Here is a 16434-nt window from a genome sequence, read left to right on the forward strand (position 1 = left end):
AGGGCCCCGGGAAGTCCCGCGCGGGCCGGGCGGACGACGAGGATCCGACGCCGAGAGACGAAGAAGGGACGCGGGGGCTCCGCGGGGCCCGGGACGACCGGGAGCCGCGCGGCCGGGCGGGCGGCGGACGCCGGGTGCCCTGGTACCTGTCGCTGCCGATCACGCTGGCGGTGATCCTCGCGCTGTTCCTGGGGATGGCCAACCTGGGCTGGCTGCCCGGGGTCCCCAACCCGTTCGCCGAGAAGACCGTGGACCGCAGCCAGCCGGTGGTGCTCAAGTCCATCCAGAAGATGAGCCGTTACAACGCGGCCACCGGCAACTTCCAGGTCATCGTGGACCTCGCCAACGAGGCCAAGTTCCTGCCGTCGGCGATCCTGGGCACCCGCAGCCTGTACGTGGGCGCGGGCAGCGTCGAGGCGTACGTGGACCTCGGCAGGCTCGGGCCGGACTCGGTGAAGGTCTCCGAGGACCGGCGGACGGTGACCATCACCATCCCGCACGGGCAGCTCGCGGGGGCGGCGCTGGACGTCAAGAACTCCTACATGTACTCGCAGGAGCGCGGCCTGTTCGACCGGCTCGGCGACCTGTTCTCCTCCAGCACCTCCGAGGACCAGCACAAGGTGGAGCTGCTGGCCGTCGAGAAGATCGACAAGGCGGCCAAGGACACCGAGCTGCCGAAGACCGCGGAGGAGAACACCAAGGCGATGCTGTCGGGCCTGCTGGGCTCGCTCGGCTTCACCTCGGTGACGATCGAGGTGGCGTAGCGCCCCGGCCCCGTGACCGCGCCGTGCGGTCACGGGGCCGGGCGTCAGCGCTGGGCGGCGGCGGGCGGCCGGTGGTCGGGGTCGTGCACCTCGCCGACCAGTTCCTCCAGCACGTCCTCCAGGGCGACCAGGCCGAGCTGGCGCCCGTCCGGGTCGACCACCGCGGCCAGGTGGGCGGCGGCGCGGCGCATCGCGGCGAGCGCGTCGTCCAGCCGCAGGCCGGAGCGCAGCACGGTGATCGGCCGCCACAGCCGGGCCGGGACGGGCGCGGTCAGGTCGTCGGCCTCCAGCGAGTCCTTGACGTGCAGGTAGCCGAGGACGGTGCCCTGCTCGTCGGCGACCGGGAAGCGGGAGAAACCGGTGCGCACGGCCAGCCGCTGGATCTCCTCGCCGGTGACCTCGCGGCCGACGGTGACCAGTTGCTCGGGGGCCAGCAGCACCTCGGTGACCGGGCGGCTGCCCATCTCCAGGGCGTCCTCCAGGCGTTCGCGGCGGCTGTCGTCGAGCAGCCCGGCCTCGCCGGAGTCGGTGAGCATCAGCAGCAGCTGCTCGCTGGTGGCGACCGAGTCGACCTCGTCCTTGGGCTCGACCCGGAACAGCCGCAGCACGCCGTTGGCGAAGGCGTTCAGGAAGGCGATGAACGGGGCGAGCAGGCGGGCCAGGCGGTCCAGCGGCGGGCCGAGCCAGAGCGCGGCCTTCTCCGGGCCGGCCAGGGCCAGGTTCTTCGGCACCATCTCGCCCATCACCATGTGCAGGAACACCACGATGCTCAGCGCGATGACGTAGCTCAGCAGGTGCATCGCCGAGTCGGGCACGCCGAGCGCGTGGAAGGCGGGCTCCAGCAGGTGCGCGATGGTGGGTTCGGCCAGCGCGCCCAGCAGCAGCGAGCAGACGGTGATGCCGAGTTGGGCGGCGGCCAGCATCGCGGAGACGTTGGACAGCGCGTGCAGCACGGTGCGGGCGCGCTTGTCGCCCGCCTCGGCGAGCGGTTCGATCTGGCTGCGGCGCACCGAGATGACGGCGAACTCGGCGCCGACGAAGAAGGCGTTGCCGAGCAGCAGGAGCAGCGAGAAGGCGAGTTGCAGGGCGCTCATCGGTGGTGCTCCCGGTCCTCGTGGTCGTCCTCGGGGATCCGGCGGATCTCGACCCGGCTGGTGCGGTGCCGGTCGACGGCGGTCACGGTCAGTTCCCAGCCGGGCAGGTGGGCGCGCTCGCCGACGGCGGGGAGCTTGCCGAGCAGGTCGGCGAGCAGGCCGCCGAGCGTCTCGTACGGGCCGTCGGGGGCGTTCAGGCCGATCTTGGCGAGCTGGTCGAGCCGGGCCCGGCCGTCGGCGTCCCAGACCGGCAGTCCGTCGCGCGGGGCGAGCGGGCGCAGGTCGGGGGTGTCGGCGGGGTCGTGCTCGTCCTGGACCTCGCCGACCACCTCCTCGACGATGTCCTCGATGGTGGCGACGCCCGCGGTGCCGCCGTACTCGTCGACCACCACGGCCATCGGCTCGCGGCCGCGCAGCAGGTCGAGCAGCCGCTCGACGGGCATGGTCTCGGGCACCAGCAGCGGCGGGGCGGCCAGGTGGCGGACCCTGGTGCGGTCGCGCCGACCGGCGGGGACGGCGAGGGCGTCCTTGAGGGTGACGGTGCCGGTGACCTCGTCGAGGCTGTCGGCGTACACCGGGAAGCGGCTCAGCCCGGTGGCCCGGGTCAGGTTGAGCACGTCGGTGGCGGTGGCGTCCTCCTGCAGGGCGGCGACGTCGATCCGCGGGGTCATCACCGACTCGGCGGTCAGCTCGCGCAGGCCCAGGGTGCGGACGAACAGCGTCGCGGACTGCTCGTCCATCACGCCGGCCTGGTACGAGTGCCGGGCCAGCGCGACGAGTTCGTCGGCGGTGCGGGCGTGGCCGAGCTCCTCCTGCGGTTCGACGCCGAGGGCGCGCACCATCCGGTCCGCGGAGCCGTTCAGGAAGGCGATCAGCGGGCGGCAGGCGGCGGAGAACGCGCGCTGCGGGCCGACCACCGCGTAGGCGACCTGGAGCGGCCGGGAGATCGCCCAGTTCTTCGGGACGAGTTCGCCGATCACCATCTGGATCACGGTGGCCAGCACCAGGCCGACGATCACCGCGGTGCCGCGGGCCGCCGAGTCGGGCAGGCCGACGGCGGTGAACACCGGCGTGAGCAGGACGGACAGCGCCGGTTCGGCGAGCATGCCGACCACCAGCGAGGTGATGGTGATGCCGAGTTGGGCGCCGGAGAGCTGGAAGGACAGCTTGTGCAGGGCCTTGGAGAGGCTCTTGGCCCGCCGGTCGCCGTCGGCCGCGGCGCGTTCCACGGTGCCGCGGTCCGCGGTCACGAACGCGAACTCGGCGGCCACGAACAGGCCGTTGGCGAGGATGAGCAGGAGGGCCGCGAGCAGCAGGAGCCAGGCGGTGGTCATCGGGCCGCCCGCCTTCCCTGACTGGAAACGTGCGCGGCGGCGCGGGTACTACCGGACGGATCGTCCATCGAGGGGAGGTGTCACTCCTCTGGTCGCGGGCGGACGCGGGGAGCCCGGTTCTCGGGTGGGCTTTGCCGCGGTTTTACCAGCGTAGACGATACCCGAACGCTTCCCGGGGCCCTGTTCGACCCGTCCGTCCGGTGGCGTGTCAGGGCCGGGCGGCCCGCCGGGGCGGGTCAGGCCCGCTGCTCCCGGGCCGCGGTGCCGTGCTGCTCGACCAGGTCGCGCAGGGCGCGGGCGGCGGCGACGGCCTGCGCGCGCCCGCCGCCGGGCTGGATGCCGACGGCGGCCAGCGCGGTGCCGTCGGCGAGGTCGAGCACCACCCAGGGGTCGCCCGCCCGGAGGTTGACCCGGACCACCTCGGCCCAGGACAGCCGACGGCTGCGGACGAAGTTGACCACCGTCAGGCCCGCCTCGTCGGCGACCACCTTGGGGCGGGCCAGCATCAGGGCGACCGCGGCGAACAGCAGGCCGGAGCAGACCATCATCGCCCGGTCGTTGAACTGCCAGCTCTCCGGCAGCGCGACGGCGAGCACCGAGAACAGCACCACCAGCACGGCGCACAGCGGGTAGAGCACGGCGCGGTTGCGGCGGGGCGCCCAGGTGACGGGCAGGGCGGTGGCGGCGGGGGTGGACACGGGTGGCTCCAGGGCGGGACGGGGGCCGCGGGCCGGGCGGGGGCCGGGGGTGGCGGCCCCGCGCCCGGTGGCGGGTCAGATGCGGCAGGCGTGGATGTTGGTGACCAGGATGGCGCGGGCGCCGATCGCCCACAGGTCGTCCATGATCCGCTGGGCCTCCTTGCGGAGCACCATCGACCGGACGGCCACCCAGCCCTCGGTGTGCAGCGGCGAGACGGTCGGCGACTCCAGGCCCGGGGTGAGGGCCACGGCCTCGCCGACCTTCTCCGCGCGGATGTCGTAGTCCATCAGCACGTAGCGGCGGGCCACCAGCACGCCCTGCAGGCGGCGCAGGAACTGCTCGACCGCGGCGTCCTCGCCCGCGCCCTTGGAGCGGATCACCACGGCGTCGGAGACCAGGATCGGGTCGCCGAACACCTCCAGGCCCGCGTTGCGCAGGCTGGTCCCGGTCTCCACCACGTCCGCGATCACGTCGGCGACGCCCAGGTGCACGGCGGTCTCGACCGCGCCGTCCAGCTTGGTGACGGTGGCCTTCACGCCGTGCTCGGCGAGGTGCTGCTCGACCAGGCCGGTGTACGAGGTGGCGATCCGCAGGCCGTCCAGGTCGCGGACGTCGGAGAGCTCGGTGCCGACCGGCTTGGCGAAGCGGAAGGTCGACCCGGCGAAGCCGAGCGCGAGCACCTCCTCGGCCTCCGAGGCGGAGTCCAGCAGCAGGTCGCGGCCGGTGATGCCGACGTCGAGCCGGCCGGAGCCGACGTACACGGCGATGTCGCGCGGGCGCAGGAAGAAGAACTCGACCTGGTTGTCCGGGTCGACCAGGACGAGTTCCTTGGCCTCCTTGCGCTGCCGGTAGCCGGCCTCATGGAGCATCTCCGCCGCGGGACCCGAGAGCGAACCCTTGTTGGGGACGGCGATGCGGAGCATGAGAGGCGAACCCTTCGCGTTGGCGATCAATGTGGGTGGGGCTTAGAGGTACTTGTAGACGTCTTCGAGCGTCAGCCCGCGGGCGAGCATCATCACCTGGACGTGGTAGAGGAGCTGCGAGATCTCCTCCGCCGCCTCCTCGGGCGACTGGTACTCGGCGGCCATCCAGACCTCGGCGGCCTCCTCGACGACCTTCTTGCCGATCGCGTGGACGCCCTGCTGCACGAGCTGGGCGGTGCGGGAGGTCGCGGGGTCGCCGGTGGCGGCCTTCTGCCGGAGCTCGGCGAAGAGCTCCTCGAATGTCTTGGAAGCCATGATGGGCCCACCTTACGGGGTGCGGGCTGACGGACGGTAAACGGTTTCGCACCGTGGACAGTCGGATGGACGGCCGCGCGGCCTCACGCCTTGGACACCGCGCGCAGCGCGGCCGCGGTGGCCACCGCGGCGGTGACCGCCTCGTGGCCCTTGTCCTCGGCCGAGCCGGGCAGCCCGGCCCGGTCCAGGGCCTGCTGCTCGGTGTCGCAGGTGAGGACGCCGAAGCCGACCGGGACGCCGGTGTCCACCGACACCTGGGTCAGGCCGAGGGTGGCGCCCTGGCAGACGTAGTCGAAGTGCGGGGTGCCGCCGCGGATCACCACGCCCAGCGCCACCACCGCGTCGTAGCCCGCGTCGGCCAGCCGCTTGGCGGCGACCGGCAGCTCGAAGGTGCCGGGGACGCGGACCACGGTGGCGCCGCCGTCCGCGCCGAGCTCCTCCAGGGCGCGCCGGGCGCCGTCCAGCAGCCCGTTCATCACCTGCTCGTGCCACTGGGCGGCGACGACCGCGACCCGCAGGTCGGCGGTGTTCTCCAGGCTCTCGGGGGACAGGACGGGGGCTCCGTGGCCGGCCATGGCGTCTTCCTCTGTTCGTTCGGTGTCGGTGCGCGGGTGCGGGCGCTGGTGCTGGTGCTGGTGCTGGTGCTGGTGCGGTTACTTGCCGTCGTCGTCGAGCCACGGCAGGTCGTGGCCCATCCGGTCGCGCTTGGTGCGCAGGTAGCGCAGGTTGTGCTCGCCCGCGGCGGTGGGCAGCGGGCGGCGGGCGGCGACCTTGAGGCCGTGCTCGGTGAGCGCGGTCTGCTTGGCCGGGTTGTTGCTGAGCAGGGTCAGCGAGCGCACGCCGAGGTCGGTGAGCATCTGCGCGGCGATCGAGTAGTCGCGGGCGTCGGCGGGCAGGCCCTGGTCGAGGTTGGCGTCGACGGTGTCCAGGCCCTGCTCCTGCAGCTGGTAGGCGCGCAGCTTGTGGGCCAGGCCGATGCCGCGGCCCTCGTGGCCGCGCAGGTAGAGCACCACGCCGCGGCCGGCCTCGGTGACGGCGGCCAGCGAGGCGTGCAGCTGGGGGCCGCAGTCGCAGCGCAGCGAGCCGAACACGTCGCCGGTCAGGCACTCGGAGTGCAGCCGGACGAGGACGTCCTCGCCGTCGGGGAGCCGGCCGTCCGCGTCCAGACCGCCCGCCACCAGGGCCAGGTGCTCGATGCCGTCGATGGTGCCTCGGTAGCCGACGGCGGTGAACGTGCCGTGCTCGGTGGGCAGTTGGGTGACGGCGGCGCGGTCGACGTGCAGTTCGGTGCGGCGGCGGTAGGCGATCAGGTCCTCGATCGAGATGATCGCCAGGCCGTGCTCGCGGGCGAAGGCGTGCAGTTCGGGGAGGCGGGCCATGGTGCCGTCGTCGTTGACCACCTCGGCGATGCCGCCCGCCGGGGCGAGCCCGGCCAGGCGGGCCAGGTCGACGGCGGCCTCGGTGTGGCCGGGGCGGACCAGCACGCCGCCGTCGACGGCGCGCAGCGGGAAGACGTGCCCGGGGCGGGTCAGGTCGGCCGGCTCGGTGCCCGGGCTGGCCAGCAGCTTGACGGTGCGGGCCCGGTCGGCGGCCGAGATGCCGGTGGAGACGCCGTCGCGGGCGTCCACCGAGACGGCGTAGGCGGTGCCCTTGCGGTCCTCGTTGACCCGGGTCATCGGCGGCAGCTTCAGCCGGTCGAGCTCCTCGCCGGTCATCGGCACGCAGATCACGCCGGAGGAGTACCGGACGGTGAAGGCCAGCAGTTCGGGGGTGGCGGCGGAGGCGGCGAAGACGATGTCGCCCTCGTTCTCACGGTCCTCGTCGTCGACCACGATCACGGCGCGGCCGAGCGCGATGTCGGCGATCGCGCGCTCGACCGGGTCGAGGGCGAACGGCTCGGCGGGCAGCGGCTGGTCGGCAGGCAGCGGCTGGTCGGCGGGCTCGGTGCTCATGCGGTGGCTCCCTTGGCGAGCGGGGCGGGGCGGGTGGCCCGGGCCTTCGTCCACCAGCTGGCCAGGCCGGCCACCACCAGGACGAAGTAGACGGTGAAGGTGAGGGCCGAGAAGACGTAGCCGTGGGTGTACGAGTACGGGACGCTGACCAGGTCGACGGCGATCCAGGCGAACCAGAACTCGACCCAGCCGCGGGCCTGGGCGTACATCGCGGCCAGCGTGCCGACGAAGATGTACGCGTCCAGCAGCGGGTTCCAGGACAGCTTCGGGAAGGCGTCGAACAGCGCGGCGACGGCGGCGGTGCCCGCCGCGGTGGCGGCGACCAGGACGGCCCGCTCGGTCCAGGTCGCGAAGCGGACCGCGACCTCGCCGGTGTCGCGGCGCCCGCGGTTCCACTGCGTCCAGCCCCAGAGCGCGGCGACGATGACGATCACCTGCTTGCCGATCAGGCCGGGCACCTGACCGCCGAGGAAGACGGTGATCAGCACCGCACCGGCCAGCAGCTGGGCGGGCCAGGTGAGGACGGAGCGGCGCCAGCCCAGGGCCAGGGCGCCGAGCCCTATCAGGTTGCCGACCATGTCGGCGACCTTCACCTGCTCGCCGAAGGCGGTGAAGGCCAGGTCACGGATCGCACTCACTTGGTACCCCCCAGGGTGTCGGGCAGCGCACGGGTGTCGAGCAGCCGCTCGACGTACTTGGCGAGGACGTCCACCTCGAGGTTGACGGGCTCGCCGACCTGCTTGGCCCCCAGCGTGGTGAGGGCGAGGGTGGCGGGGATCAGCGAGACGGTGAACGAGTCGAGGGCGGCCTCGACGACGGTGAGGCTCACTCCGTCCACGGTGATCGACCCCTTCTCCACCAGGTAGCGCGAGATCGGCTGCGGCAGGCTGAAACGCAGCACCTCCCAGCGCGGATTCCCGTCCGCATCGAGGTCGCCGGGCGCGCGGGAGAGCAGCGTGCCGGTGGCGTCGACGTGTCCCTGCACCAGGTGGCCGCCGAGCCGGGCGCCGAGCGCCATCGCCCTCTCCAGGTTGACCCGGGAGCCGGGGCGCAGCACGCCGAGGCTGGAGCGCCGCAGCGTCTCGCGCATCACGTCGGCACTGAACTCGCCGCTGCGGGCGGCCAGTTGCTCGTTGTCGTCGAGGACGGTCAGACAGACGCCGTTGACCGCGATCGAGTCGCCGTGCCGGGCGTCGGCCGTCACGAGGGGGCCGCGCAGGCGGATGCGCGAGGATTCGCCGATCTCCTCGATGGAAACGACCTCGCCGAGCTCTTCGATGATGCCGGTGAACACCCGGGTTCTCCTCGCGCTTCGGGGCGCGGACTCCGGGGCGGCTCATGGGAGTTGACTGCGGACGCATGCCCGACGGGGCGCACCCGGGGCGCCTCGGCTTCCTCGCCGTGGCACGGGTTCGCTGCCGCCCTGCTCCTCGCACCCCGGGCCCTCGGGTGGGCCGCGGTGCTGACACGCTTCGTCCGCCGCGCACGCCTCCCATCCGGACTTTAACCGTCGGTCCAGGAATTTCACCTGGTCAACCGACCGCTGGCTGCGGACGGGTCGCGGACTGTAACCGCCGGTTCGGATTTTCACCGACCCCGGAGTGCGCTGAACGTCACTGATCTACTGCACCCACATTGTTGCACGCGCCGGTGGTCGGGCCGCAAGGACGCGTCCTGTGGCCTGGTTCACGTCCGCGGCGCACGGTGGGAGGGAATAGTTCTCCGTACGGAGGGCTCCCGGCCGAGGAGTTGAGCCGCGATGGCGATGTTCATGGACGTCCACCACGGAATGGCGGGCATCACCGCCGAACAGTTGAAGGCCGCGCACGAGGCGGACCTCGCGGTGCAGGGCGAGGAGGGCGTGGAGTTCCGGCAGGCCTGGGCCGACCCGGACTCGGGCACCGTCTACTGCCTGTCCTCCGCCCCGACCCGGGAGGCCGTGCAGCGCGTGCACGAGCGGACCGGGCACCCGGCGGACGAGGTGCACCCGGTGCCGCTGCAGGTCTAGGTCCTGTCCGGCCCGGTGCGTGAGCGGCGGTGGCGTCGGGTCGCGTGATCTTCGACGCCCTCGCCGCGGACGCGATCCGCGAACCGGCCCGCCTGCGGGCCCTGTACGAGCAGCCGAGCGAACTGGTGCGGCGCAGGCAGTGGCTGCCCGCCGAGGCGGCGCCCGGCTCGGCCGACATCACCCTCCCCGCCCGGGGGACCCCGCGCTGCCCCTGGAGCAGGTGCTGGCCGCGGAGGAGGAGTCGCTGCGGCTGCGCTACGAGTGAGCGGGGGCGGGGTCGGACCCCGGGGCGGGGTTCGGCGGGGGCTGGTGCATGCTGGGGGGACGGGGTTCTCGCATAGGCGGAACTTTGGGGGGTCATAGCTCCGGCTTATGACGACATAAGCCGGAGCCCCGTACCGGGCGCGGGCGCCGGCCGGAAGGCTGGGCGGTACGCGCCCCGAGTCGAACAGGAGTACCTGCCCATGCCCCGCCCCGTCCGGGTGGCCATCGTCGGTTCCGGCCCCGCCGGGATCTACGCCGCCGACGCGCTGCTGAAGTCCGAGCTGGCCGCCGCCCCCGGCGTCTCGATCGACCTGATCGAGCGCCTGCCCGCCCCCTTCGGCCTGATCCGCTACGGCGTCGCCCCCGACCACCCCCGGATCAAGGGCATCATCACCGCCCTGCACCAGGTCCTCGACAAGCCGCAGGTCCGCCTGCTCGGCAACGTCGACTACCCCGGCGACCTCTCGCTCGACGAGCTGCACCGCTTCTACGACGCCCTGGTCTTCGCCACCGGCGCCGAGGCCGACCGCGACCTGAACATCCCCGGCATCGAGCTGGACGGCTCGTACGGCGCCGCCGACTTCGTCTCCTGGTACGACGGCCACCCCGAGGTGCCGCGGACCTGGCCGCTGGAGGCCGAGCAGGTCGCCGTCCTCGGCGTCGGCAACGTCGCGCTCGACGTCGCCCGGATCCTCGCCAAGACCGCGGACGAGCTGCTGCCCACCGAGATCCCGCCGAACGTGTACGAGGGTCTGGCCGCGAACCGGGCCGTCGAGGTGCACGTGTTCGGGCGGCGCGGGCCCGCGCAGGCCAAGTTCTCGCCGATGGAGCTGCGCGAACTCGACCACTCCCCCACCATCGAGGTGATCGTCGACCCCGAGGACATCGACTACGACGAGGGCTCGATCGCCACCCGGCGCGCCAACAAGCAGGCCGACATGGTCGCCTCCACGCTGGAGAACTGGGCGATCCGCGACGTCGGCGACCGGCCGCACCGCATCCACCTGCACTTCTTCGAGAACCCGGTCGAGGTGCTCGGCGAGGACGGCCGGGTCGTCGCGCTGCGCACCGAGCGCACCGCGCTCGACGGCACCGGCAACACCGTCGGCACCGGCAGCTACCGCGAGTGGCCCGTCCAGGCGGTCTACCGGGCGGTCGGCTACCGCTCCGACGAACTGCCCAAGCTGCCGTTCGACGCCCTCAGCGCGACCGTCCCGCACGTGGCCGGGCGCGTCCAGGAGAACGGCGCCCACCTGCCGTCCGTCTACGTCACCGGCTGGGTCAAGCGCGGCCCGGTCGGCCTGATCGGCCACACCAAGGGCGACGCCAACGAGACCGTCGCCTGCCTGGTCGCCGACCACGGCGCGGGCCTGCTGCGCGAGGCGGCCGAGCCGTCCGAGGACGCGGTCGTCGACTTCCTGCGCGGCCGCGGCGTCGACTTCACCACCTGGGAGGGGTGGCACCACCTGGACGCCCACGAGAAGGCCCTCGGCGCGGCCGAGGGCCGCGAGCGGGTGAAGGTCGTCGAGCGGGTGGGGATGCTGGACGCCTCGCGCAGCGACCGGGCGGCGGAGCGGAACAACCTGCGGTAACGCGGGTGGGCGCGCGGCCGGACCGGCTCGGGTCCCGGGAGGGCGCCCACGACCGGCTGCGGATGCGGGCGCTGGACGGCACGTGGGGGAAGGTGTCCACCGCCCTACTCGCCCAGGCCGACGCCCTGGGCGACCTGGGCTGGGTGGTGGCGGTCGATTCGACGGTCGTGCGCGCCCACCGGCACGCCGCCGGGGCCCGGCAGAAGGGGCTCCGGCCGGCGAGCCGGCCGACCCTGCCCTCGGACGCTCCCGCGGCGGGCTGACCACGAAGATCCACCTGGCCGCCGACGGGCGCTGCCGCCCGCTCGCCTTCCACCTCACGCCCGGCCAGGCCGACGACGCGCCGGCGTTCGGGCAGGTCATGGCGCGAATCCGGGTGCCCCGGCCAGTCGGCCGACCGCGCACGACGCCGGACGCGGTCCTGGCGGACAAGGCCCATTCGTCCCGCGCGATCCGGCCCCACCTGCGGCGTCGCGGGATCCGGGCGGTGATTCCGCAGCCCGCCGACCAGGCCGCCGACCGCAAACGGTTCGGCAGCCGGGGCGGCCCCCCACCCGCGTTCGACCATGATGCCCACAAGCAGCGCAACACCGTCGAACGGTCCGTCAACAAGCGCAGGCGGTGACGCGGCCCGGCCGTACAGATCAATGAACGCCCGGTAATCCGAAGGGAGTTGGACACCCCTTTCAACGGGCGCCAGCTCCCACGGAACCCGGGCCGGGACGTAGAGCGGCTCCCCCATGATCGCCCGAAGTCGGTCCCACGCCTCAGCCATCCCCCCTGCCCTTCGAACCTAGCCCTCCGCCGTCGCCGTCGCGCCGGTGCGCTGCCGGTCGTAGTGGCGGGCCACCCGGGCGCGGTTGCCGCAGGAGGTCTTGCACCACTCCTGGCGGCCGTGCGCCTTGACGAAGTAGCGCACGCAGCGCGGGGCCTGGCAGGCCCGCAGGTTCGGGCGGTCGGGGCCGGCCAGGAAGTCGACGACGGCGCGGGCCAGGGCGGCGAGCAGGCGGGCCCGGGCGTCGGTGGTGGTGGAGATCGGGCGGATCCGGGCCGGGGACTCGTCGGCGGCCCAGTCCAGTTGCGGGACGACGGGGTCGAGCGCGGCGGCGGCGTTGAGCTGCGCCAGCGCCCGGTCGGCGGGCATCAGCCGGTGCGCGTCGGCGCGGCTGGCGGGGCCGGGGCTGACCGCGCGGGCGAACAGGGCGCGGGCGGCGCGGCGCAGCGCGATCAGCTCGGCGTGCAACTCCTCGTCCAGGGGCGGGATTTCGGCGGTGCCGGTGAAGCGTTCGGCGTGTTCGGCGAGCCAGGCGGCCGCGTCGGCGGGTTCGGCCAGGTCGTCGAGCACGCCGCCGTTGCCGTCGTGGCGGATGGTGCCCACCAAGTCCAGTGCGGGGCGGTGCTGTTGCCGCGCGCCGTCGTCGTTCGCCATGGTCCCTCCTCGCCGTTGCCGCCCGCGTTCTCCCTTGCCGAGCGGATCGCCCCCACCCTAGAGTCCCTAATGCCAAAGAGAAAGCAAAACATTAGGACGTGGCGAAGGAGCCCGATGACCCTGCTGCTGGCCCAGATCAGCGACCTCCACCTCGACGGCACCGAGCGCGCCACCGAGCGCGCCGCCCGCGTCGTGCGCCACCTGCGCGGCCTCGCCCGCCCCGTCGACGCCCTGCTGGTCACCGGCGACATCGCCGACCACGCCGCGGAGGACGAGTACCGGGAGGCGGCCGAACTCCTCGCCGACCTGCCCTTCCCCGTCCTGCACTGCCCCGGCAACCACGACGCGCGCCCCGCCTACCGCAAGGCGCTGCTGGGCGAGGAGCCGGACACCGCGCCGGTCAACCGGGTGCACCTGGTCGGCGGCACCGCGATCCTGATGGCCGACTCGACGATCCCGGGGCGGGACGAGGGCCTGCTGGAGCCCGCGACGCTGGCCTGGATCGACCGCACCCTGGGCGAACTCCCGCCCGGCACACCGGCGTTGCTCGCCTTCCACCAGCCGCCGGTGGCCCTGCACCACCCGCTGCCCGACGCGTACGCCCTGCAGCGGCCCGAGGAGCTCGCCGCACTGCTCGACGCCCACCCCGAGGTCGTCGCCCTGATCACCGGGCACGCCCACACCGCCGCCGCGTCGACCTTCGCCGGACGGCCGCTGATCGTCGGGCCCGCCATCACCTGGACGCTCCAACTCCCCTGGGAGACGGAGGACTTCATCGGCCGTGACCAGCCGCCCGCGCTCGCCTACCACGTCCTGGACGAGGAGCGCCGGCTCACCACGCACTACCGCGTCGTGCTCTGAGCGCCCCGCCCCCCGCCTGCGCGCCGGGCGGGTTTGGCCGGGGCCCTGCCGGTCGGTAGGTTCTACAGCGGTGTAGAACATTGGTGTCCGCCCCAGGAACCGCCCGAAGGAGACCCGCCGGCATGACCGACCCCGCGGCCGTCGCGCCCTGGCACTGGTCGGCGCTGGCCGACAGCTGGACCCCGGAGCCCGTGGTCCTCGCCCTGTCGGTCGCGCTCGCGGCCGGTTACCTGGCGGGGGCGCGCCGCCACCGGGCGGGCGGGGGCGGCCGCTGGCCCTGGTACCGCACGGTGGCGTTCCTGGGCGGGCTCGCGGTCTGGGTCTGGACCACCTGCTCGGGCCTCGGGGTGTACGAGCGGGTGCTGTTCACCGACCGGGCGGTGCAGCTGGTGCTGCTGCTGATGCTCGTCCCGATGCTGCTGGCGCTCGGCGCGCCCGTCTCGCTGCTGGCCGCGGCGCTGCCGGAGGCGGGCCGCGGGCGGCTGCGGGCGGCGCTGTCCGGGCGGGTCTCGCGGGTGCTGATGTTCCCACTGGTGTCGACCGCGCTGCTGGTCGCGCCGCCCTGGCTGCTGTACTTCACGCCCTGTTACGGGCACACCCTGACCAGCCCGGCCTGGAACGCCGGCTTCCACCTGCTGCCGGTCCTGCTGGGCCTGCTCTACTTCTGGCCGCGCCTGCAGCTGGACCCGGTCGCGCACGCGTACCCGCTGCTGATCGGCGTGGTGATCACCTTCGTGGAGGTGGTCCTCGACGCGGCCCTCGCACTCGTCCTGCTGTACGGCGGACACGTGATCGCCGAGCCGTACTACGCGGGGCTGGCCCGCAGTTGGGGGCCGAGCCCGGCCCGGGACCAGTTCGTCGGGGGCAACGCGATCTGGATCCTCGGCGACCTGGTCGGCCTGCCCTTCCTGTGCGCGCTGATCCGCCGGATGGTCGTCACCGGGCGCGCCGAGACGGCGGCGGTGGACGCGGCGCTGGACGCGGCCGAGCGGGCGCGGGAAGCCGAGCGGGCGCGGACGGGGCGGGTCGAGGCGGACGGGGCGGACTCCCCCGCCGGGGAGCGGCCGTGGTGGCTGGACGATCCCCGCCTGCGCCACCGCTACGGGGGCTGAGCCCGACGGTGCGGCGCAGTTCACGGGCCGGGGCGCCGCGCCACGGGAATGCGCCTGCGGGTCCCCGGGTTGCACCGGGCGTACGGTTGGATACCTAGGGGGGTATGAACGAGAGAGGTTCGACGACATGGCGCACACGCCCGGCATCACCGCCATCCTCACCGACACTCCCTTCGCGGAGGCCGCCGAGCAGGTCCGCACGGCCCTCGCCGGGCAGGGCTTCGGCGTCCTCACCGAGATCGACCTGACGGCCACCCTGCGCGCCAAGCTCGGCGTCGAGCTGGAGGACTACCTGGTCCTCGGCGCCTGCAACCCCCCGATCGCCCACCGCGCCCTGGAGGCCGACCGCCGGATCGGCCTGCTGCTGCCCTGCAACGTGGTGCTGCGCGCCGTCCCCGAGGGCGTCCTGGTCGAGGCCGTGGACCCGCAGCTGATGGTGCGGTTCAGCGGACGGCCCGAACTCGCCGAGGTCGCCGACGAGGCCGCCGACCGCCTGCGCGCGGCCCTCGCCTCGCTGGGCGACTGAGCGACCGGCCACCCCACCCCGTTCACCCCCCTCCGGAGCAGGAGCACTCCCATGTGTCGTCGCGTCACCTGCAGGTCCTGCGGCAAGCCGGGTTTCGCCGGGTGCGGCATGCACGTCGAACAGGTCCTGGCCGACGTCCCGAAGTCGCAGCGCTGCTCGTGCGCGGTGGACGGCGGGGCCGCGAAGGCGGAGACGGCCGGGTCCGGCTCCGGGTCGTGGTTCTCCCGGCTGTGGCGCCGGAACTGACGCTGCTGCGCGAGACGCTGGAACGGCACCGCGACGCGGAGGAGTTGTGGACGCCTTCGCTCCCGCCGGGGGTGGCTGCCGGGGTGCTGGGCCCGGAGGTGCCGGGGCCGGTCGCGGCGCTGCTGGAGTTGACGGACGGGCCCTGCTTCGGCCCCACCGGCCAGGTGTTCGGCAGCGGCCAACTGCCCTGGCGCCAGGGCCAGGAGAACCTGGTGGGCGCCGCCCTCCCCGGCGGTGGCACCCTCGCGGACGCCTCGCACTTCCACTTCTTCGGCGAGGTGCACGGCAACCCGCTGCTGTACGACCGCACCGACGGCAGCGTGTGGCGGGTGCCCGAGGAGGGCCTCGTCTGGTACACGGGCTGCCGCCTGGAGCGGATCGCCGACGGCGTCGAGGAGTTCTTCACCGTGTGGGCGGCCTCCCCGCGCTACCTCGACCTCGTCCAGGGCACCCCCGACGAACCGGACGACTGGTACCGGCTGCTGCGGTCGGCGGGGCTGGCCTGACCCGGCGGGCCCGAGCCCACGGGCCCGGACACGGACACGGATCCTCCGGGCTCAGCCGAGCAGGGCGGCGACCTCGGCGAGGGAGCGCACCCGGGGGACGTCGGCGGGCGGTTCGCCGTCCGGGGCCGGGGTGCGGTCGAGCCAGATGCCGAGCAGTCCGGCGGCGGTGGCGCCCCGGGCGTCCAGGTCGAGGCGGTCGCCGACGTACGCGGTGCGGGCGGGGGCGGTGCCGAGGGCGCGGCAGGCGAGGTGGAAGATCGCCGGGTCGGGCTTGGGGCGGCCGGTCTCGCCGGAGGCGGTGGTGTGCGGGGCGAGCGCGCCGAGGCCGATGGCGTGCAGTTTACTGCGCTGGATCTCGCCCTCGCCGTTGGTGATCACGCCGAGCCGCCGACCGGCGCCCAACTCCCGTACCGCGTCCGGGACGTCGGGGAAGGCGCGCCAGGAAGAGCGGTAGTGCCGCAGGTAGCCGGCGAACCAGGCGTCGGCGCGTTCGGCCGTCCACCGGCCGAGGCCGAGGTGCGCGGCCAGTGCGACCGCCCGGGCGCGGCGCTGCTCCTGGACGGTCAACTCGCCCGCCAGGTAGCGGTCGTACTCGGTGCGCTCGACCCGGCGCCAGAACCGCAGCACCTCGTCCCGGTCGAACTCCGGTGCGAACGGGGCGGGTTGGCCGCCGGGGCGGTGTACGGAAGGCTCCGCCAGCTGCGCCAGCTCCGCCGCGACCCCGGCCAGGACGGCCTCCTCGGCCGCCGCGTCGTGGTCCAGCAGGGTGCCGTCGAGGTCGAACAGCACGGCTTCGATCATCCTGGCCT

General features: G+C 73.8%; 20 protein-coding genes, 1 pseudogene and 1 riboswitch. Of the genes and pseudogenes, 10 read left to right on the forward strand and 11 right to left on the reverse strand.

Annotated features, from left to right (window positions below; translation table 11 throughout):
• Nucleotides 1-134: 134 nt before the first annotated feature.
• A complete protein-coding gene (locus ACFY00_RS11860; protein ID WP_388030045.1) occupies nt 135-764 on the forward strand; it encodes a DUF4230 domain-containing protein in 630 nt (209 codons plus the stop codon).
• Between the two features lie 44 nt (nt 765-808).
• Here ACFY00_RS11860 and ACFY00_RS11865 read toward each other — a convergent pair whose 3' ends face one another.
• The 9 genes from ACFY00_RS11865 to ACFY00_RS11905 all read right to left on the reverse strand — a co-directional run bounded on the left by ACFY00_RS11865 (nt 809) and on the right by ACFY00_RS11905 (nt 8375).
• On the reverse strand, nt 809-1858 hold the full coding sequence (locus ACFY00_RS11865; protein WP_388030048.1) for a hemolysin family protein: 1050 nt from the start codon (nt 1856-1858) through the stop codon (nt 809-811).
• Nucleotides 1855-3192 carry a hemolysin family protein gene (locus tag ACFY00_RS11870; protein WP_388030049.1) on the reverse strand — a complete coding sequence of 446 codons (1338 nt, stop codon included), beginning with the start codon at nt 3190-3192 and terminating at the stop codon, nt 1855-1857. The genes ACFY00_RS11865 and ACFY00_RS11870 overlap by 4 nt, the downstream gene beginning before the upstream one ends.
• 236 nt (nt 3193-3428) lie before the next feature.
• Nucleotides 3429-3890 (reverse strand): PH domain-containing protein, encoded by a 462-nt coding sequence (locus ACFY00_RS11875; RefSeq protein ID WP_388030052.1) that lies wholly within the window; start codon nt 3888-3890, stop codon nt 3429-3431.
• 75 nt (nt 3891-3965) lie between these two features.
• The gene (gene hisG, locus ACFY00_RS11880) at nt 3966-4814 is read right to left on the reverse strand and encodes an ATP phosphoribosyltransferase (RefSeq protein ID WP_033250628.1); all 849 of its coding nucleotides are present in this window, start codon (nt 4812-4814) and stop codon (nt 3966-3968) included.
• A gap of 42 nt (nt 4815-4856) precedes the next feature.
• Complete coding sequence (locus ACFY00_RS11885; RefSeq protein ID WP_388030054.1) at nt 4857-5129, reverse strand: phosphoribosyl-ATP diphosphatase; 273 nt, start codon at nt 5127-5129, stop codon at nt 4857-4859.
• 83 nt (nt 5130-5212) lie between these two features.
• Nucleotides 5213-5704 carry a 6,7-dimethyl-8-ribityllumazine synthase gene (ribH, locus tag ACFY00_RS11890; RefSeq protein WP_388030056.1) on the reverse strand — a complete coding sequence of 164 codons (492 nt, stop codon included), beginning with the start codon at nt 5702-5704 and terminating at the stop codon, nt 5213-5215.
• A 78-nt stretch (nt 5705-5782) separates the two neighbouring features.
• Nucleotides 5783-7081: a bifunctional 3,4-dihydroxy-2-butanone-4-phosphate synthase/GTP cyclohydrolase II gene (locus tag ACFY00_RS11895; RefSeq protein WP_388030057.1), complete on the reverse strand. Its 1299-nt coding sequence runs from the start codon at nt 7079-7081 to the stop codon at nt 5783-5785.
• Entirely contained in the window at nt 7078-7659 is a 582-nt protein-coding gene (locus ACFY00_RS11900) for a nicotinamide riboside transporter PnuC (protein ID WP_388030237.1), read from the reverse strand. Before ACFY00_RS11900 ends, ACFY00_RS11895 begins: the two co-directional genes overlap by 4 nt.
• Nucleotides 7660-7715: 56 nt before the next feature.
• Nucleotides 7716-8375: a riboflavin synthase gene (locus tag ACFY00_RS11905; RefSeq protein ID WP_388030059.1), complete on the reverse strand. Its 660-nt coding sequence runs from the start codon at nt 8373-8375 to the stop codon at nt 7716-7718.
• A gap of 186 nt (nt 8376-8561) precedes the next feature.
• A riboswitch (FMN riboswitch) is annotated at nt 8562-8689 on the reverse strand.
• Nucleotides 8690-8840: 151 nt separating this feature from the next.
• On the opposite strand from ACFY00_RS11905, the gene ACFY00_RS11910 reads away from it, so the two are divergent.
• The 4 genes and pseudogenes from ACFY00_RS11910 to ACFY00_RS11925 all read left to right on the forward strand — a co-directional run.
• Nucleotides 8841-9089 carry an SCO4226 family nickel-binding protein gene (locus ACFY00_RS11910; RefSeq protein ID WP_285739875.1) on the forward strand — a complete coding sequence of 83 codons (249 nt, stop codon included), beginning with the start codon at nt 8841-8843 and terminating at the stop codon, nt 9087-9089.
• Between the two features lie 139 nt (nt 9090-9228).
• Nucleotides 9229-9354, forward strand: a complete 126-nt coding sequence (locus tag ACFY00_RS11915) for a hypothetical protein (protein ID WP_388030061.1) — start codon at nt 9229-9231, stop codon at nt 9352-9354.
• Between the two features lie 199 nt (nt 9355-9553).
• A complete protein-coding gene (locus tag ACFY00_RS11920) occupies nt 9554-10945 on the forward strand; it encodes an FAD-dependent oxidoreductase (protein ID WP_388030062.1) in 1392 nt (463 codons plus the stop codon).
• A gap of 44 nt (nt 10946-10989) precedes the next feature.
• Nucleotides 10990-11567: pseudogene (locus ACFY00_RS11925) on the forward strand (IS5 family transposase); the annotation flags it as partial.
• Between the two features lie 171 nt (nt 11568-11738).
• On the opposite strand, the gene ACFY00_RS11930 reads toward ACFY00_RS11925, so the two are convergent.
• Nucleotides 11739-12374, reverse strand: coding sequence for a CGNR zinc finger domain-containing protein (locus ACFY00_RS11930; protein WP_388030065.1), 636 nt, complete (start codon nt 12372-12374; stop codon nt 11739-11741).
• A 114-nt stretch (nt 12375-12488) separates the two neighbouring features.
• On the opposite strand from ACFY00_RS11930, the gene ACFY00_RS11935 reads away from it, so the two are divergent.
• The 5 genes from ACFY00_RS11935 to ACFY00_RS11955 all read left to right on the forward strand — a co-directional run bounded on the left by ACFY00_RS11935 (nt 12489) and on the right by ACFY00_RS11955 (nt 15625).
• Nucleotides 12489-13235: a metallophosphoesterase gene (locus tag ACFY00_RS11935; protein WP_388030067.1), complete on the forward strand. Its 747-nt coding sequence runs from the start codon at nt 12489-12491 to the stop codon at nt 13233-13235.
• Between the two features lie 122 nt (nt 13236-13357).
• Complete coding sequence (locus ACFY00_RS11940) at nt 13358-14347, forward strand: cytochrome c oxidase assembly protein (protein WP_388030068.1); 990 nt, start codon at nt 13358-13360, stop codon at nt 14345-14347.
• Nucleotides 14348-14474: 127 nt separating this feature from the next.
• Nucleotides 14475-14873, forward strand: a complete 399-nt coding sequence (locus tag ACFY00_RS11945; protein WP_388030069.1) for a DUF302 domain-containing protein — start codon at nt 14475-14477, stop codon at nt 14871-14873.
• Between the two features lie 108 nt (nt 14874-14981).
• Nucleotides 14982-15119 (forward strand): hypothetical protein, encoded by a 138-nt coding sequence (locus ACFY00_RS11950; RefSeq protein WP_388030072.1) that lies wholly within the window; start codon nt 14982-14984, stop codon nt 15117-15119.
• Nucleotides 15104-15625 (forward strand): hypothetical protein, encoded by a 522-nt coding sequence (locus ACFY00_RS11955; protein WP_388030074.1) that lies wholly within the window; start codon nt 15104-15106, stop codon nt 15623-15625. Before ACFY00_RS11950 ends, ACFY00_RS11955 begins: the two co-directional genes overlap by 16 nt.
• A gap of 51 nt (nt 15626-15676) precedes the next feature.
• On the opposite strand, the gene ACFY00_RS11960 is transcribed toward ACFY00_RS11955, so the two are convergent.
• On the reverse strand, nt 15677-16426 hold the full coding sequence (locus tag ACFY00_RS11960) for an HAD family hydrolase (protein ID WP_388030077.1): 750 nt from the start codon (nt 16424-16426) through the stop codon (nt 15677-15679).
• Nucleotides 16427-16434 lie beyond the last annotated feature (8 nt).

It is taken from the genome of Kitasatospora sp. NPDC001540 (assembly GCF_042894345.1).
Taxonomy (GTDB): domain Bacteria; phylum Actinomycetota; class Actinomycetes; order Streptomycetales; family Streptomycetaceae; genus Kitasatospora; species Kitasatospora phosalacinea_C.

Coding starts and splice junctions, on each gene's coding strand:
- ACFY00_RS11865 (WP_388030048.1), bottom strand. CDS start 1,858: ATGAGCGCCCTGCAACTCGCCTTCTCGCTGCTCCTGCTGCTCGGCAAC.
- ACFY00_RS11870 (WP_388030049.1), bottom strand. CDS start 3,192: ATGACCACCGCCTGGCTCCTGCTGCTCGCGGCCCTCCTGCTCATCCTC.
- hisG (WP_033250628.1), bottom strand. CDS start 4,814: ATGCTCCGCATCGCCGTCCCCAACAAGGGTTCGCTCTCGGGTCCCGCG.
- ACFY00_RS11885 (WP_388030054.1), bottom strand. CDS start 5,129: ATGGCTTCCAAGACATTCGAGGAGCTCTTCGCCGAGCTCCGGCAGAAG.
- ribH (WP_388030056.1), bottom strand. CDS start 5,704: ATGGCCGGCCACGGAGCCCCCGTCCTGTCCCCCGAGAGCCTGGAGAAC.
- ACFY00_RS11895 (WP_388030057.1), bottom strand. CDS start 7,081: ATGAGCACCGAGCCCGCCGACCAGCCGCTGCCTGCCGACCAGCCGCTG.
- ACFY00_RS11900 (WP_388030237.1), bottom strand. CDS start 7,659: ATGGTCGGCAACCTGATAGGGCTCGGCGCCCTGGCCCTGGGCTGGCGC.
- ACFY00_RS11910 (WP_285739875.1), top strand. CDS start 8,841: ATGGCGATGTTCATGGACGTCCACCACGGAATGGCGGGCATCACCGCC.
- ACFY00_RS11920 (WP_388030062.1), top strand. CDS start 9,554: ATGCCCCGCCCCGTCCGGGTGGCCATCGTCGGTTCCGGCCCCGCCGGG.
- ACFY00_RS11930 (WP_388030065.1), bottom strand. CDS start 12,374: ATGGCGAACGACGACGGCGCGCGGCAACAGCACCGCCCCGCACTGGAC.
- ACFY00_RS11935 (WP_388030067.1), top strand. CDS start 12,489: ATGACCCTGCTGCTGGCCCAGATCAGCGACCTCCACCTCGACGGCACC.
- ACFY00_RS11940 (WP_388030068.1), top strand. CDS start 13,358: ATGACCGACCCCGCGGCCGTCGCGCCCTGGCACTGGTCGGCGCTGGCC.
- ACFY00_RS11945 (WP_388030069.1), top strand. CDS start 14,475: ATGGCGCACACGCCCGGCATCACCGCCATCCTCACCGACACTCCCTTC.
- ACFY00_RS11950 (WP_388030072.1), top strand. CDS start 14,982: ATGCACGTCGAACAGGTCCTGGCCGACGTCCCGAAGTCGCAGCGCTGC.
- ACFY00_RS11960 (WP_388030077.1), bottom strand. CDS start 16,426: ATGATCGAAGCCGTGCTGTTCGACCTCGACGGCACCCTGCTGGACCAC.